Origin of the sequence: Streptococcus infantis (assembly GCF_047464415.1) — a bacterium.
Lineage (GTDB): Bacteria > Bacillota > Bacilli > Lactobacillales > Streptococcaceae > Streptococcus > Streptococcus infantis_AE.
This window is the reverse complement of sequence record NZ_JASHBX010000016.1, coordinates 23,119-39,600: the sequence shown is the minus strand read 5'-3', so window position 1 is coordinate 39,600 and position 16,482 is coordinate 23,119. Positions and strand designations below refer to the sequence as shown.

Below are 16,482 nucleotides of genomic sequence, written 5' to 3'. Positions count from 1 at the left end.
GGTTTTAGGAACTTTAACAACTTTAAGAAACGAATTTTCATCGCTCTGAATATAAAAATGGAGAGGACAACAATTGTCCTCTCCAGATGTTAGCTTTTATTCAACCCACTACAGTTGACAAAGAGCCGCTTTTATTCAACCCACTACAGTTGACAAAGAGCCGAAAAGAGAAGAACAAAATAGTCTTCTCTAATCTTTTATACAAGTGATTTGCTCATGAAATTTTTTTATTTAACTAGATTTTTAATTTAGTCTTCTTTTTTCTTTTGAGCTAACCCTAATAGTGTTGTCGCTATTCCAATGATTCCAAGTCCAGTCATTACTGAGTTTGAATCCGCACCTGTATTTGGCAATTCGTAAACTACTTTTTCAGGATCTAAAAGTTTTGGTTCCGGAGTAACAGGAATTTGAGGTTTTGGTTCTGGAATTGGAACTGTCGGATTCTCCGGTTTTGGTCCAGGAGTTGGAACTGTCGGATTCTCCGGTTTTGGTCCAGGAGTTGGAACTATCGGATTCTCTGGTTTTGGTCCAGGGGTTGGAACTGTCGGATTCTCTGGTTTTGGTCCAGGGGTTGGAACTGTCGGATTCTCTGGTTTAATTGGAACGTAGATGATTGGGGTGTCATCACCTGGGTTGGTTGGAAGGTTTGGTAGCTCCTTACCTGGTTCTACTGGTTGACCTGGTTTACTTGGATCGTTTGGATCTGGCAAGTATGGTTTGTAGCCTGGGACATTTGGCACAATTGGTTTACTTGGCTTGGTTGGATCTGTCGGATCATTCGGATACTTCACATTTGGCGTTGATGGGAATTTTGGATCGTCAGATTTTGGCACCAAGCTTCCAAGTGGTTTGTAGATAACATGATCTGTTACTTCTGGTTGATCTGGAGTTACAACTTTAGATCCAGCTTCTGCCTTATCTGAATAGAATCCTTCTACAACTGGAACAATAACCTTACCGTATGTATGGCTTGGTTGATCCCATGTAATTGTTCCATCTGCCTGTTTTTGCTTACCAGTGAATGTGAAGTCAGTTTGAACATTAGAAATTGGAGTATCTACACCCGCACCTTCAAAGGTTACTGTTTGTTTGGTTGGTTTTGTCACATCATTTACGATTGGAACGTAGATGATTGGGGTGTCATCACCTGGGTTGGTTGGAAGGTTTGGTAGCTCCTTACCTGGTTCTACTGGTTGACCTGGTTTACTTGGATCGTTTGGATCTGGCAAGTATGGTTTGTAGCCTGGGACATTTGGCACAATTGGTTTACTTGGCTTGGTTGGATCTGTCGGATCATTCGGATACTTCACATTTGGCGTTGATGGGAATTTTGGATCGTCAGATTTTGGCACCAAGCTTCCAAGTGGTTTGTAGATAACATGATCTGTTACTTCTGGTTGATCTGGAGTTACAACTTTAGATCCAGCTTCTGCCTTATCTGAATAGAATCCTTCTACAACTGGAACAATAACCTTACCGTATGTATGGCTTGGTTGATCCCATGTAATTGTTCCATCTGCCTGTTTTTGCTTACCAGTGAATGTGAAGTCAGTTTGAACATTAGAAATTGGAGTATCTACACCCGCACCTTCAAAGGTTACTGTTTGTTTGGTTGGTTTTGTCACATCATTTACGATTGGAACGTAGATGATTGGGGTATCATCACCTGGGTTTGTTGGAAGATTTGGTAGCTCCTTACCTGGTTCTACTGGTTTATCTGTATCTGGTTTCGTTGGATCGTTTGGATCTGGCAAGTATGGTTTGTAGCCTGGGACATTTGGTACAATTGGTTTACTTGGTTTGGTTGGATCTGTCGGATCATTTGGATACTTCACTTTTGGTGTTGATGGGAAGTTTGGATCATTTGGTTTCTCTGGTTTTGGAACCAAGTTTCCAAGTGGTTTGTAAGTTACAGTTTCTTCAAGATTTTCTTGAGTGACTGTCTTAGAATCAACACTTGCTTTATCCGCATAGTATCCAGTAACACCTGGCGTTGGAACTGCATCATAGTTAGCCTTATTCGCTGTCCATGGTGCATCAGGGTTAAGAACTTTACCTGTAACTTTATCAAGATTTAAGGTACGTGTCCATTGTGCATTTTGAACATTATCAGCTGGGGCAGTTGTCTTACCGTCTGATACCACATAATGAACAGTTGATGTTACATCTTTCGTCCATTGATCTTTCGCAGGGTATTTTGGACTGTTTGGATCATTTGGATTGATTGGATCTGTTGGATTATGTGGATTGTTTGGTCCAACTGGTGTTTCACCATGTTTCAAGGTTACTGTCCAAATTTGATCAACGGATGCATCTGTGTCATAAGTAGCTCCTGCTGGGAACTCATCATTCACAAGAACATAACCACGATCTTGGTATTTCTTGATTTTAGCTGCAGTTGAGTAGTCAATAGCTTCGCCAGATTTACCAGAAACTTGATCATTTTCAAGTGTTGTACCAGTATTTTGGTCTACGTACTTGATAACAGCTTTTTGTTCTGCCTTACGGTAGACAACAGGTGTATCAGCTCCTGGGTTAGATGGTGTTACATTTGGAATGTCTGTCACATAACCTGGGATGACTGGAGTTGGAGTCTCACCACCCTTAGTTGGATCTTGTGGATCATTGTTGTACTGTGGAGTTGGTGCACTTGGAATTGGTGTATTTGTTTCATCAACTGGGATGATCTTACCAAGTGGTTTATAAGTAACCTTATCCGTAACTTCTGGTTGATCTGGAGTTACTGTCTTAGATCCAGCTTCCTTCTTATCGGCATAGAAATGTTCAACAACTGGAACTGTTTCTTTGCCATAAGTGTGACTAGGTTGATTCCATGTTGTGTTTCCATCCACTTGTCTTTGTTTACCAGTGAATGTGAAGTTATCTTGAACTTTATCAGCTGGAGTCGCTGTTCCTGCTCCTTCAAACGTTACTGTTTGTTTAGTTGGTTTAGTCACATCATTTACGATTGGCACGTAGATGATTGGTGTGTCTTCACCTGGTTTATCCGGTGTTACAGGTGTTCCTGGTTCTACTGGTTGACCTGGTTTCGTTGGATCGTTTGGAACTGGCAAGTATGGTTTGTATCCTGGGACATTCGGAACAACTGGTTGACCTGGTTTCGTTGGATCCGTTGGATCATTTGGATACTTCACTTCTGGTGTTGATGGGAAGTTTGGATCGTTTGGTGTCTCTGGTTTTGGAACCAAGTTTCCAAGTGGTTTGTAGGTTACAGTTTCTTCAAGATTTTCTTGAGTGACTGTCTTAGCTGGAACACTTGCTTTATCCGCATAGTAGCCAGTAACACTTGGCGTTGGAACTGAAGCATAATCCGTCTTATTCGCTGCCCATGGTTCATTAGGGTTAAGAATTGTTCCTGTAACTTTATCAAGTGTTAAAGTACGTGTCCATTGTGCACTTTGAACATTGTCAGCTGGTGTTTGACTACCTGCACCTACATAATGAACAGTTGATGTTACATCTTTCGTCCATTGATCTTTCGCAGGGTATTTTGGACTGTTTGGATCATTTGGATTGATTGGATCTGTTGGATTATGTGGGTTATTTGGTCCGACTGGAGTTTCACCATGTTTCAAGGTTACTGTCCAAATTTGATCAACCGATGCATCTGTGTCGTAAGTAGCTCCTGTTGGGAACTCATTGCTAACGAGAACATAACCACGATCTTCATAGTACTTAATCTTATCCGCAGTTGAGTAATTAATGGCTTCACCAGATTTACCAGAAACTTGATCATTGGCAAGTGTTGTACCAGTATTTTGGTCTACGTACTTGATAACAGCTTTTTGTTCTGCCTTGCGGTAGACAACAGGTGTATCAGATCCTGGATCATTAGGTGTTACACTTGGTGTATCTGTCACATAACCTGGGATGACTGGAGTTGGAGTCTCACCACCCTTAGTTGGATCTTGTGGATCATTGTTGTACTGTGGAGTTGGTGCACTTGGAATTGGTGTATTGGTTTCATCAACTGGGATGATCTTACCAAGTGGTTTATAAGTAACCTTATCCGTAACTTCTGGTTGATCTGGAGTTACTGTCTTAGATCCAGCTTCCTTCTTATCGGCATAGAAATGTTCAACAACTGGAACTGTTTCTTTGCCATAAGTGTGACTAGGTTGATTCCATGTTGTGTTTCCATCCACTTGTCTTTGTTTACCAGTGAATGTGAAGTTATCTTGAACTTTATCAGCTGGAGTCGCTGTTCCTGCTCCTTCAAACGTTACCGTTTGTTTAGTTGGTTTTGTCACATCATTTACGATTGGTACGTAGATGATTGGTGTGTCTCGTGAAATACGATCTGGATCACTTTCATCATTTGGTTCAATCGTTTTATCAACTATATTGTAACCCCAAGCTTGAGGCTGTTCTTCCTTAATTTTGTATCCAGCTGGAGCATCAGGAATTTTAGTTTCTGCTGCTTGGGTCGGATCAACTGGATTATTTTCATAAGTCTTAGATACTGAACCTGGAATAACATTTCCGGCTTCATCTACTTGGATAATTTTACCTAACTTTTTATAAGTTACAGTATCAGTTGCATGCGGTTGGTCTGGTGTAACAGTCTTTTTACCTGCACTAGTTTTATCTGCATAATAACCTGTAACGACTGGAGTTAAAACTTCCCCATAAGTATGCGATGTTTGTTTCCATGTTTTGTCATGTGTTTGACTATTTTCTTCGCCTGTAAAAGTAAAGTCATTTTGAAGATTCTGTGGTGGGTTAGTTTCTGCACCAGTATAGGTTACAGTTTGACTGGTTGCTTGTTGAATCTGACTAGAATCTTTTTCAATAACAAAACGATAGCGTGTTCCCGGAGCAAATTGGTTCCCTCCATTACCTGCAATAGTAGGATCAATAGCATAGCTTCCATCAGGTTGACGAATGAGAGTAACTGTTTCTTTTTGGTTCAAAGACCACGTTTCACTACTAATCTTTGGAGCAGGATACTTCTTCAAAGCTTCATCCAATTCATCTGGAGTTAGAGAATCTGGATCAATAACCTCATTGGTGTGAATTTCACTATAATCATAGATAGTGTCACTTGTCTGACGGTCAATATAGGCTTCTACTTTTGTAGGATCACCATCAACAGTTTTAAGACGATAACCTGCTGGAAGTTTTGGAAGTTCAGTAATAGCAGCATCCGATGGATCTGGGACAGGAGTACCATCATCAGAAGTAAGAGTATTATTTGTATTTTTAAAGACTTTACTAGTCGTTACTCCAGAGATTGAATTGCCGTCAGAATCTACAAAACTAATCGTTCCTAGATTCTTGTAATAAATATTTATGATGCGATGTCTCGCTTCTCCACCATTACTACTCTTCGAAACGATGACATAATTGTAGGTCCAAGGAATATCAAACATGTCTGTTTCAATTTTAATTCCATTAATATCATCTCTCGTGACATATTGACCTGAGATTACTGGAATATTCACAGCTTTAAAACTTAAATCTTTTGGATCTATTTCATGTGAAGACCATCCATTTTCCGAGATAGCTCTTCGGCTACGATTTAGAAGAGAATCTGATACTTTATTTTCTGTGTAGTCACCTTTAAGGTCAGAGGAGTTATCAGATTTTTTATAGGAGTTTTTAGATTCCTCATTTTGAACACTAGTAGCTGAATCTAAAGTTTCCGTCTTCTGTACATCTACTTTATTTTCAGGAGTAGTTTCTTCATCTACTTTTGAAATTTGATCATTTAATTTGCTATTTTCTGAATTGTTGGTTGTTTTTTGAGATTCTTGAATACCTGCACTTGCTTCAGAAAAAGTGGTCTCTACTGCCTCTTCATCAACCGTTTTTTTAGTGGGAATAGATTGCTGATCACTAGCAACCGTTTGTTGGTCACTGGCTTCAGCAACAGCTACTCTATCTAAAATAGGTGTTTCATCAGCACTTGCAACCTGCCCACTCAAAAAGAAGGCCGTACCTAATAATACAGAAGCTAAACCAAAACTATACTTCCGTAATGAAAAACGTTGCCGTTCACTAAAATAATTTTTCATTATTAATCCCCAATCTAATTATTCGTTACAATCATTATATCACTATTACTTTGAATTTCAAGTATTTCTCTCTATTCCAAGATATATTATTCGCTTTTTTTGTATTAAATCAGTGATAACAATCTAAAACCAAATGAAATTCTAATATTTCAAATAAACATATAATCATTTTGTGAATTAACGTTCGAATTATAGGAATTTTGTAAGAAAGTGTCGTATTAGTTATTTTTAGATATTTAAACTATTTTCATAATAAAAAGATCTAGTACTTATTGAGACTAGATCTTGTCGTTTTCCTATAATTTAATAGTGTGTTTGAGTGCTTAAAATAGATTAAAAAATTTAATAATATAGAGATTTAGTTGAACCTGTCTAGAGTAATAATAGTTTCCACCATCCACATAGAGTTCTCCACCTTGAAAGATGGAAATTGGATTGACGTAGCGATAGGTTTTTCCAGTTGTATTTCCTAAAGTTGGCGCAACGGTATCTCTTGAGTATTTCTTGGCTAGTGCAAGGGTATTTTCTTTCCCATTTTGGGCGATAAAATCAATATATGCAGGCCCAAAGTTATAGGCCTGTACAGCAGTCCAAACATCTACACCCTTTTCTTGAGCTAAATAAAGATTCTCTGTCAAGGTTTGAATTCCCTGACGAATACTACTCCTATTGTCAGAAATCGTATTTGTAGTTCCGCTAGCAGACTCACTTGACTGCATCACGTCACTTTCTTTACCTTTGGTTTCGGTATAAATCATGGCCAGGACTAGTTCTTCATTTGCTGGCGTATCTTGCTCACTTAAAACCTCTCGTACCAAGGATTGATAGGTCATGACCTGCTTCACATCCCGATACATATGAAAAAGTTTATAACCAGTAAATAAGATAAGAGCAAGTACCAAGACCCTTCTTATAAATTTAAACATTATTTGCTTTGTATATCCTCGATGTTTTTGATTAAGATAGAGTAGGTACCATTGTCATTTTGGATAAATTCGACCGACTCAGCATCTTGGTAAATATTATTGGGTACGATTAACTCAATCCCATTTGACAGAGAAAGTTTTTGGTTTTCAAATTTCTTTAATTGGCGACTCGCATCGATTTCATCAAACTGAACTGGCTCTGGCACTGCTTCCTTGACTTGATCAATAAAGCTAAGACGTGCAGTGAGATTGTTGTCAAAAAGTTCATTAGCCAATTTTTCAGGAGACAATTCATTACTTTCTTCAAGGTTGTTGAAAATAGCAGACTTGACCTTGGATTGAAACTGGAAATCGTCTGTGTTGAATGTTTCTGCAATTCTCTGAGCTGTTTTTTCCAGTTCCTTGATGGACTTCTTAGGTGAAATCTTAGGCTGAGCCTGAATCAGATTCTCAGAAAAATAGTTCAAAAAAGTCCCGTTATACTTGATTCGTTTCTCAATCAGGTGATATTTTCGGCTTTGAAGATTGACCACCAAGGCTTCGTCAGCCCCTGTACCAAATCCTGGTAGATTGTTTTGTGTTAGCTTGATTGGATTGTCAACTTCTCCGCCTAGATGGGTCAAGGTTTCTCGCAGAGCAATTCGTAGGAAGGCAAAATGCTCCACTCCTTCTTTAGAAAACTGAACAAAAATCAAGTCATTGGTCTTAAGATTTTCAGAAATGCTGAATTCTTCTTTCCAGAGGTTAGCCAGCGTCACCGATGTCTCCAACAAATCGTCTGTAATGTGATTGAAGAAGGGATTTTCTTCTTCGAAAATCCCAGTCTTGGCTTCATCTGAATACACACGTTCGATTTTCTTGCGTAAGTATTCTTCGATTTTTGGAGTGATATTGAGAAATTTATCCGCTAGAAACAACTCTGTGTCATCAGGGCTGAACTGATGGATAATGGCTTTCTTAATATAAATGTCCATAAAAATTTTAGTCCTCATATAATGGGAAGGCATCTGTCAAGACTTTGACTTCGCTTCTTACTTCATCTAAAATAGCTTCATTTTCTGCATTTTTAAGGGCTTTAATGATAAGCTCAGCCACTTTACGACTTTCTTCTTCACCAAAACCACGTGCAGTTGTTGCTGCTGCACCGATACGAATACCACTTGTCTTAAATGGTGACAAAGTTTCGTATGGAATTGAGTTTTTATTTAGGGTAATATTGACCTCATCTAGCAAGTTTTGAGCAACTTTTCCGTTTTCTACAACCTTAGTTACATCTACTAGGAAGAGGTGATTTTCAGTACCACCAGAGATAATTCGGAAATCAGGGTCTTGCAAGAAGACTTCTGCCATAGCCTTGCTGTTCTTAATAACATTTGCTGCATATTCCTTGAAGGCTGGGTCCAATACCTCTTTAAAGGCAACAGCCTTAGCAGCAACAACGTGCTCTAATGGTCCACCTTGAATACCTGGGAAAATAGCAGAATTAATCTTCTTAGCAAGGTCTTCGTCATTAGTCAAAATCAAACCACCACGTGGTCCACGAAGGGTTTTGTGGGTCGTTGTAGTTGTAATATGTGCATAAGGCACTGGACTTGGGTGAAGACCTGCAGCAACCAAGCCAGCAATGTGCGCCATATCGACCATAAGTTTAGCACCAACAGCATCTGCAATTTCACGGAATTTTGAAAAATCAATAATTTGAGAATAAGCTGAAGCTCCTGCTACGATTAATTTGGGTTTCACTTCTTGTGCTTGTTTCAAGATAGCATCAAAGTCCAAGAGTTCGGTCTCAGGATCAACACTATAAGAAACAAAGTTGTAGGTTTGACCAGAGAAGCTTACCGGAGCTCCGTGGGTCAAGTGCCCACCTGCTGCCAAATCCATTCCCATTACCGTATCACCTGGCTCAATCAAAGCCATGTAAGCCGCACAGTTGGCTTGGCTTCCTGAATGGGGTTGAACATTAGCGAACTTGGCACCGAAGATTTCTTTTGCACGTTCAATAGCTAGACTTTCAACGACATCTACTACATCCGTACCACCATAATAGCGACGTCCTGGGTAACCTTCGGCGTATTTATTGGTCAAGATAGACCCTTGAGCTGCCATAACAGCCTTGGAAACCACGTTTTCAGAGGCAATTAACTCAATATTATTTTGTTGGCGTTCTTCTTCCTTAGCAATAGCATTCCAGAGATCTGCATCATATGCTTTAAAATCATCTTTGTCAAAAATCATAGGTCTTCTCCTTTATAGTGTGACAGGTCTTTAGTTTGTTTTTACAACAAGAATATAAAATCCAAACTAAAAAATGCGAATAAACCGTTTCTGCGTCTTATCGCAGGTATAACCAACTTTTTCATAGAAAGCATGCGCACCTAAACGATGGTCTGCAGAATTTAAGCGAATAAAGTTATAGCCTCGTTTTTTTGCTTCATGTTCCAAGCCTTGGAGTAAAGTTTTTCCGATACCTTGACCCTGTGTTTGAGGCAAAACAGCTAAAGCTAGGATATTAAAACCTGGTTTTGAATAAAGGGATTCATAAACCTCGGCATGAACATAACCAAGTAAGTCATGGCTGGTCGGTTCCTCAAACCCCAGTAGGTAGTGATGAGAGTCTTGAGATAACTTATCTAGTTGACTAGACGTTTCCTCTGAACTAAAAGCATAACCTAAAGCTTTTTTGTTAATCTCACAAATAGCTGCAACATCTGTTGTTTTCAAATCACGTAGCATATTATACCTCCTCAAAAGGAATTGTTGGTATCTTGGCAAGGATATCTTCTCGAGTAATCGCTCCTTGACGTAGAATCTTTACCTTGTCACCAGATAGGTCTAAAATAGTCGAATCCTGACCTGTTAAAAAATCATCGTCTTCAAGTCCCAAGACCTCTTGTTCAAAATCTTGAAGAATCTTGTGAAAATCTACTCCACTTGATTGACCTGAGATATTGGCAGAAGGTCCGATTAAGGGGCCAAATTCACGAATCAACTCCAGAGTTACAGGATGACTCGGCATGCGAAATCCAACAGTCGTCAAGTCTGAATTGACCCAGTAAGGAACCTTGGCATTAGCTTCTAAGATAATGGTCAAAGGTCCAGGCAAAAAACTTTCAACCAGTTTATTGAGATAAGGTGGTTGATTCTTAGAAAAGTTCAAGATATCGTCTAAACTTGCGACATTGAGATTGAGCGCCTTGTCTCTAGGACGACGTTTAAGTTGATAGACATGATCAACTGCTTTTTCGTCTAGCGCCTTGGCAAAAAGACCATAAACTGTTTCTGTCGGCAGAACAACAGCTCCACCTTTTTCAAGCTCTTTCTTAATTTTCTCCATCATCAATGACAACCATCCTATCTTGGCCAAATTGGTCCTTGAGCGTTCGAACTCGCTTCTCGGGAAAACTTTCCTTGAAAAGAGCTGGAACACTTTGACCTTGTTTGTATCCAATTTCAAGATAAATCTTACCACCATCATTTAGATAGTTCTTTGATTCTTCCGCAATTCTGCGATAGATCGCTAGACCATCCTCATCTGCAAAGAGGGCTAAATGTGGCTCTGAATGGAGAACATTCAAACCTACTTCTGCCTCATCTACTCGAGATATGTAAGGTGGATTGGATACAATTATATCATATTTTGAAGAAATTTCGGAGAAACAGTCAGATTTAATAAAAGATAATGTTAGACCTTGATTATTAGCGTTTTCCATCGCCAAATCCAAAGCATCCTGAGAAATATCGGCAGCTGTGATTGTCCAATCTGGTCTATTTTTAGCTAAGGCAAGAGCAATGGCTCCGCTTCCTGTTCCTATATCCAGAACTTTTAGATTTTCCTTTGGATTCTCAGCCAAGGTGAGCTCCACTAGTTCTTCTGTCTCTGGACGGGGAATCAAGACCCGCTCATCTACTTTTAACTGCATGCCAAAGAATTCAGCATGACCGATAATGTACTGGGCAGGTATATGATTTGCTAGTTTCGTGTAAATCTCCTCTAAAAACTTGCTTTCCTCCTCTGAAGCTTCATGCTGAAGGGCAAAGACAAAGTCTGTAAAAGATAGATTTTTCAGGCTACGATAGACAAAGGAGAGGCTTTCTGCTTCCTCTCCTTGTGCTATCAACTTTTCCTCAAAATCTTTAAACATTTGAGCTAGTTTCATTATTTGTTTAATTCTTCCAATTTTTGTGTTTGATCATAAAGAACCAAGGCATCCACAACTTCATCTAGTTTACCAGACAAAATAGTATCAAGTTTTTGAAGGGTTAAGCCGATACGGTGGTCTGTGACACGGTTTTGTGGGAAGTTATAAGTACGGATTCGTTCTGAACGGTCACCAGTACCGATTGTAGACTTACGCTCAGCATCTTGCTCATCTTGAGCAATCTGTGCAAAGTGGTCAGCAACACGCGCACGGATGATCTTCATAGCCTTCTCGCGGTTTTTCTGCTGGGTACGTTCTTCCTGCATTTCAACCTTGATATTGGTTGGCAAGTGAACGATACGAACGGCAGTCGCAACCTTGTTGACGTTCTGTCCACCAGCACCAGAAGCGTGGTAGATATCCACACGAAGGTCTTTTGGATCAATATCATATTCTACCTCTTCCACTTCAGGCATGACAAGAACAGTAGCTGTCGAGGTATGAACACGCCCTTGACTTTCTGTCACAGGGACACGTTGAACACGATGGGCACCAGACTCATACTTAAGCTTAGAGTATACAGACTGACCTGATACCATAGCAACCACTTCCTTGAAACCACCGACACCGTTCATAGAAGCCTCCATGACTTCAAAGCGCCAACCTTGGGCCTCAGCATATTTTTGGTACATGGTTAGCAAATCACCAGCGAAAAGTGCTGCTTCGTCTCCCCCAGCTGCTCCTCGGATTTCAAGGATGATGTTCTTGTCATCGTTTGGATCCTTTGGAAGAAGCAAGATCTTCAGTTTTTCTTCGTACTCTTCTTTTTCAGCCTTAGCATCTTTCAATTCTTGTTTGGCCATTTCTTCCAAGTCAGCATCTCCGCCTGATTCTTTAATCATCTCTTCGGCATCGATAATATTTTGAAGGACTTGTTTGTATTCGCGGTAGGCAGTTACGGTATCACGAGTAGAAGCTTCCTCTTTTGAAAGCTCCATGAAACGCTTGGTATCAGAGACCACATCTGGGTCGCTCAACAATTCTCCCAACTCTTCATAACGGTCTTCTACAGCTTGTAGTTGATCATAGATGTTCATTTTTTCTCCTTATTTCTCAATTGTTAAATCGTATATGGCTACTACTTCGTTCTCAAATATTTCCCCAGTTTCTTTAAATCCATAACTGAGGTAACAAGATCTTGCATGTTCATTTTCTGGTTCATAAGACAACCAAAGTTTATTGGCTAAACCTGCTGGCGCTGTCCGAACATAGTCTAGCACCTTATCCATAATTGGTTTAAAATATCCTTGATCTTGAAAATGCTTATCAATCATGAAACGAAATAGTAAATAATTTCCATTACTAATTCCGATTTTTTTGTCATAAGCTAACATCACAAAACCTATGATTGCATCATTATCGTAAACTGCCAACGGAGCTACAAAATCTCCATTTTTAGTGTAGACATATGCTTCAGCTAAACTAATTACGTTGGTAGCAATAAATTGTTTTTGATATTCCTTAACATCCAAATGCAGAACATCAAAATAATTTTCCATTGTAACATCTCTTAGTTCAATTGTCATAGTCTTGTTCCTTTTTAGATTTTATCAGTGGGGCAAAATAATGTTTACGGCAAACCGAGATATAGGTTTCATTGCCACCTATCTGGATCTGCTCACCATCATAGACTGGCAGACCACTCTGCGTCCGCAAGACCATGGTCGCTTTTTTCTTGCAATACTGGCAAATGGTCTTGATTTCGTCAATCTTATCTGCTAAGAGCAGAAGATATTTTGAACCTTCGAATAGTTCGTTGCGAAAATCATTTTTTAAACCAAATGCCATGACAGGTATGTCTAACTCATCCACAACACGAGCTAGGTCGTAAACATGGTGACGCTTTAAAAACTGGGCTTCATCGACAAGTACACAGTAAGGCATTTCAGGTAAATCTCGGATAAATCCAAAGATATCCGTTGTTTCCTCAATAGCAACTGCTGGTCTTTTCATCCCAATTCGACTTGAAACATAGCCAACACCGTCACGCGTATCCAGAGCCGAAGTCATAATCACAACTCCCTTTCCTTGCTCCTCATAGTTATAGGCTACTTTGAGAATCTCAATCGTTTTTCCTGAGTTCATGGTTCCATAACGATAATACAACTGTGCCATGCTTCTATTTCACGTCCATTTCTAAATTTTTGCTACATTCTAGTATACCATATTTTCTCAAAGCTTTAAACGGCAAAATGTGGTAAAATAGAAGAAATCAAATAACTAGTGGAGGACGCAATTATGCCATTTGTACGCATCGATTTATTTGAAGGACGCACGCTAGAGCAAAAGAAAGCCCTAGCCAAGGAAGTTACGGAAGCTGTTGTTCGCAACACTGGTGCACCTCAGTCTGCTGTTCATGTCATTATCAACGATATGCCTGAAGGAACCTATTTCCCACAAGGTGAAATGCGCACTAAGTAAAGCTTAAGCAATCTGCTTAGGCTTTTCTTTATAAGTGGCATTCGTTGAATAAAACGCTATATTTTGTTACAATTTTAAGTGATATTTGTATATAAATTGTAAAAAGGAAATGAAATGATTACACGTGAATTTGATACCATTGCAGCAATCTCCACTCCACTAGGTGAAGGGGCTATTGGAATTGTTCGTTTAAGCGGAACAGATAGCTTTGCTATCGCCCAGAAAATCTTTAAAGGCAAGGACTTGAGCAAAGTTGACAGCCATACACTTAACTACGGCCACATCGTTGATCCACAGACAGGTAAGGTCATGGATGAGGTTATGGTGGGAGCTATGAAGTCTCCAAAGACTTTCACTCGTGAAGACATTATCGAGATCAATACCCACGGTGGAATCGCCGTAACCAATGAAATTCTCCAACTGGCTATCCGCGAAGGGGCTCGTATGGCAGAGCCTGGTGAGTTTACTAAGCGTGCCTTCCTTAACGGTCGTGTAGACTTGACTCAGGCCGAGGCTGTTATGGATATCATCCGTGCTAAGACTGACAAGGCTATGAATATAGCAGTCAAACAACTAGACGGTTCTTTATCTGACCTCATTAACAATACTCGTCAGGAAATTCTCAATACCTTGGCTCAGGTTGAGGTTAATATCGATTACCCTGAGTATGACGATGTGGAAGAAGCCACTACTGCTGTTGTCCGTGAAAAAACTATGGAGTTTGAACAACTATTGACCAATCTTCTAAAGACAGCTCGTCGCGGTAAAATCCTACGTGAAGGGATTTCAACAGCTATCATTGGTCGTCCCAACGTTGGGAAATCCAGCCTACTCAACAACCTCCTACATGAAGACAAGGCTATTGTAACGGATATTGCAGGTACTACCCGAGATGTCATCGAAGAATACGTCAATATCAACGGTGTTCCACTGAAGTTGATTGATACTGCAGGTATCCGTGAAACAGATGATATCGTCGAGCAAATCGGTGTTGAACGCTCCAAAAAAGCTCTCAAGGAAGCTGACTTGGTACTACTTGTCTTAAACGCCAGCGAACCTCTAACTGCCCAAGACCGACAACTTCTTGAAATCAGCCAAGATACCAACCGTATCATCCTACTGAACAAAACTGACCTACCTGAGGCTATTGAAACTGACGAACTTCCTGAAGATGTCATCCGTATTTCAGTCCTCAAAAATCAAAACATTGATAAGATTGAAGAAAGGATTAACAACCTCTTCTTTGAAAATGCTGGCTTGGTCGAACAAGATGCTACTTACTTGTCAAACGCCCGTCACATTTCCTTGATTGAAAAGGCTGTTGAAAGCCTACAAGCTGTTAATGAAGGGCTGGAACTAGGTATGCCAGTTGACTTACTTCAAGTTGATTTGACCCGTACTTGGGAAATCCTCGGAGAAATCACTGGTGATGCTGCTCCAGATGAACTCATTACACAATTGTTCAGCCAGTTTTGTTTGGGTAAATAAGAAAAAACTAGTTTAAAAAATGTTAGTCACCTAAAAAGAGGTTGGGACAAAACGATCCCGACCTCACTTTTTATTATAAATCATAATTTGACGCGGTAGCTGATTGAACTTTTTGTTCGTCTTTTAGACTCCAAAAATCTCCTAATCATCCTCGCGGGGCTGGGACTACGAAATCAAGACTCTGTCTATCGATTTCTGTCCCACCGCCTTTTCTTTCACTTTCTAAGTTATATCCTGCCTTAGCAGATATTTGAAACAAACTTTACCAGTTCTTTTCTATTTTCACTTAGTCTTTGGGTAATTTGCCAGCTTTTTCAAGCATTTTTTTGATTAAATAAGGCATTTTGACATTTTCCCTACCTTTTTTCTCTATTAATTTTTTAACAAATTCTGGCATTTGTAAGTCTTGTGATTCATCTAAAATATTCTTAGTTTCATCCGAAGGGACTAATTCATCAAAGGTCTCTTCTTCTGGGAGGAATTCTCTAAATTCTTTATGTTCGTTAGCTCGGACAATATTGACCAAGGCATCAATCAAACGAGAATCTGTATTTGGCATTGGTGGACGATGGTAGTTCACCTCCAATTCCTGACACAAGTCATGACATTCCACATCGTTGTCAAACAAAACTTCAATGTGTTCACTAATAAAACTAATAGGTACAAAAATATAATGGCTTGGATGTTCTTCCTGTTCTCTAAGATATTCCAGGACATCTGGTTTAATCCAAGGAATACCAATATCACTTTCGCTCTGCCAAGTGTTGGTATATTGCTCTGGATTTAAGTCTAATTTCTCAGCAATTAACTTGCTATTTTCGAAAATCTGGTCGATATAAGGATCACCAAAATCCAAGGCAAAAATGGGCACACTGTGGGCAGAAAAGATGACTTTAAAGCTATCCTGTTTCACCTTTTCTTTTAAAATCTTAGCAATTTCATCTGCCCAATAGTTTAAGAGTGCTTCTTCTTGATACCAGTCCTTAATAACTAAAAACTGAATTTGTTTACTTTCCAAAAACTTTTCATAACCCATGACAGAGTAAAAGGAATAGTGTGGCTCCAAAATCAAGCAAATACACTTTTCAATTCCATCTGCTTCCATTTGCCGAATCACATCTGGAATAAAAGGGGTTGAAAATTTATTGGCAAAATAGACACTATATTCATTTCCCAATCTAGCTTCTACTAAGGCAACTTCTTCACGGGTAATTTTTTGTAGTGGAGTTCCTCCAATTCGAACATAATTATCATAAAGTGTTTGAATCTCGTGGTCTTGAGGTCGAACTCCACGACGAATGTTGGTAAAAAAGTCGGCTACTCCTTCAAAGGTAATCTCTTCTGGGGAACCAAATGTCATCATTAAAATCGCTTTTTTCATATTTGTATCCTTGTGATATTTTTATC

13 protein-coding genes are annotated in these 16,482 nt (G+C 39.5%); 2 read left to right on the top strand and 11 right to left on the bottom strand.

Features of this window, described 5'->3' with window-relative positions:
• Positions 1 to 248: 248 nt before the first annotated feature.
• The 10 genes from QM460_RS09020 to QM460_RS08975 form a co-directional block, all read right to left on the bottom strand.
• Positions 249 to 6,038, bottom strand: coding sequence for a mucin-binding protein (locus QM460_RS09020; RefSeq protein ID WP_414289896.1), 5,790 nt, complete (start codon positions 6,036 to 6,038; stop codon positions 249 to 251).
• 323 nt (positions 6,039 to 6,361) lie between these two features.
• Entirely contained in the window at positions 6,362 to 6,964 is a 603-nt protein-coding gene (locus QM460_RS09015) for a lysozyme family protein (RefSeq protein WP_414289895.1), read from the bottom strand.
• Complete coding sequence (locus tag QM460_RS09010) at positions 6,964 to 7,938, bottom strand: nucleoid-associated protein (protein WP_414289894.1); 975 nt, start codon at positions 7,936 to 7,938, stop codon at positions 6,964 to 6,966. Before QM460_RS09010 ends, QM460_RS09015 begins: the two co-directional genes overlap by 1 nt.
• A 7-nt stretch (positions 7,939 to 7,945) precedes the next feature.
• The gene (gene glyA / locus QM460_RS09005) at positions 7,946 to 9,202 is read right to left on the bottom strand and encodes a serine hydroxymethyltransferase (protein WP_060955774.1); all 1,257 of its coding nucleotides are present in this window, start codon (positions 9,200 to 9,202) and stop codon (positions 7,946 to 7,948) included.
• Between the two features lie 66 nt (positions 9,203 to 9,268).
• Entirely contained in the window at positions 9,269 to 9,700 is a 432-nt protein-coding gene (locus QM460_RS09000; protein ID WP_414289893.1) for a GNAT family N-acetyltransferase, read from the bottom strand.
• A gap of 1 nt (position 9,701) precedes the next feature.
• The gene (locus tag QM460_RS08995) at positions 9,702 to 10,304 is read right to left on the bottom strand and encodes an L-threonylcarbamoyladenylate synthase (RefSeq protein ID WP_414289892.1); all 603 of its coding nucleotides are present in this window, start codon (positions 10,302 to 10,304) and stop codon (positions 9,702 to 9,704) included.
• Positions 10,288 to 11,124 carry a peptide chain release factor N(5)-glutamine methyltransferase gene (gene prmC, locus QM460_RS08990; protein ID WP_414289891.1) on the bottom strand — a complete coding sequence of 279 codons (837 nt, stop codon included), beginning with the start codon at positions 11,122 to 11,124 and terminating at the stop codon, positions 10,288 to 10,290. The genes QM460_RS08995 and prmC overlap by 17 nt, the downstream gene beginning before the upstream one ends.
• A complete protein-coding gene (gene prfA, locus QM460_RS08985) occupies positions 11,124 to 12,203 on the bottom strand; it encodes a peptide chain release factor 1 (protein ID WP_001028810.1) in 1,080 nt (359 codons plus the stop codon). The genes prmC and prfA overlap by 1 nt, the downstream gene beginning before the upstream one ends.
• A 9-nt stretch (positions 12,204 to 12,212) precedes the next feature.
• Entirely contained in the window at positions 12,213 to 12,692 is a 480-nt protein-coding gene (locus QM460_RS08980) for a GNAT family N-acetyltransferase (protein WP_414289890.1), read from the bottom strand.
• Positions 12,682 to 13,281, bottom strand: a complete 600-nt coding sequence (locus tag QM460_RS08975; RefSeq protein WP_414289889.1) for a thymidine kinase — start codon at positions 13,279 to 13,281, stop codon at positions 12,682 to 12,684. The genes QM460_RS08980 and QM460_RS08975 overlap by 11 nt, the downstream gene beginning before the upstream one ends.
• A 123-nt stretch (positions 13,282 to 13,404) precedes the next feature.
• Here QM460_RS08975 and QM460_RS08970 point away from each other — a divergent pair, with 123 nt between their 5' ends.
• Positions 13,405 to 13,587 carry a 4-oxalocrotonate tautomerase gene (locus tag QM460_RS08970; protein ID WP_001117401.1) on the top strand — a complete coding sequence of 61 codons (183 nt, stop codon included), beginning with the start codon at positions 13,405 to 13,407 and terminating at the stop codon, positions 13,585 to 13,587.
• A gap of 114 nt (positions 13,588 to 13,701) precedes the next feature.
• Positions 13,702 to 15,075 (top strand): tRNA uridine-5-carboxymethylaminomethyl(34) synthesis GTPase MnmE, encoded by a 1,374-nt coding sequence (gene mnmE, locus QM460_RS08965; RefSeq protein WP_414289888.1) that lies wholly within the window; start codon positions 13,702 to 13,704, stop codon positions 15,073 to 15,075.
• A 286-nt stretch (positions 15,076 to 15,361) separates the two neighbouring features.
• On the opposite strand, the gene hemH is transcribed toward mnmE, so the two are convergent.
• On the bottom strand, positions 15,362 to 16,456 hold the full coding sequence (gene hemH / locus QM460_RS08960) for a ferrochelatase (protein WP_414289887.1): 1,095 nt from the start codon (positions 16,454 to 16,456) through the stop codon (positions 15,362 to 15,364).
• Positions 16,457 to 16,482: the final 26 nt, after the last annotated feature.

Bases quoted from the DNA above. Each gene is read 5' to 3' on its own strand.
- QM460_RS09020 (WP_414289896.1), bottom strand. From the start codon at position 6,038: ATGAAAAATTATTTTAGTGAACGGCAACGTTTTTCATTACGGAAGTAT.
- QM460_RS09015 (WP_414289895.1), bottom strand. From the start codon at position 6,964: ATGTTTAAATTTATAAGAAGGGTCTTGGTACTTGCTCTTATCTTATTT.
- QM460_RS09010 (WP_414289894.1), bottom strand. From the start codon at position 7,938: ATGGACATTTATATTAAGAAAGCCATTATCCATCAGTTCAGCCCTGAT.
- glyA (WP_060955774.1), bottom strand. From the start codon at position 9,202: ATGATTTTTGACAAAGATGATTTTAAAGCATATGATGCAGATCTCTGG.
- QM460_RS09000 (WP_414289893.1), bottom strand. From the start codon at position 9,700: ATGCTACGTGATTTGAAAACAACAGATGTTGCAGCTATTTGTGAGATT.
- QM460_RS08995 (WP_414289892.1), bottom strand. From the start codon at position 10,304: ATGATGGAGAAAATTAAGAAAGAGCTTGAAAAAGGTGGAGCTGTTGTT.
- prmC (WP_414289891.1), bottom strand. From the start codon at position 11,124: ATGAAACTAGCTCAAATGTTTAAAGATTTTGAGGAAAAGTTGATAGCA.
- prfA (WP_001028810.1), bottom strand. From the start codon at position 12,203: ATGAACATCTATGATCAACTACAAGCTGTAGAAGACCGTTATGAAGAG.
- QM460_RS08980 (WP_414289890.1), bottom strand. From the start codon at position 12,692: ATGACAATTGAACTAAGAGATGTTACAATGGAAAATTATTTTGATGTT.
- QM460_RS08975 (WP_414289889.1), bottom strand. From the start codon at position 13,281: ATGGCACAGTTGTATTATCGTTATGGAACCATGAACTCAGGAAAAACG.
- QM460_RS08970 (WP_001117401.1), top strand. From the start codon at position 13,405: ATGCCATTTGTACGCATCGATTTATTTGAAGGACGCACGCTAGAGCAA.
- mnmE (WP_414289888.1), top strand. From the start codon at position 13,702: ATGATTACACGTGAATTTGATACCATTGCAGCAATCTCCACTCCACTA.
- hemH (WP_414289887.1), bottom strand. From the start codon at position 16,456: ATGAAAAAAGCGATTTTAATGATGACATTTGGTTCCCCAGAAGAGATT.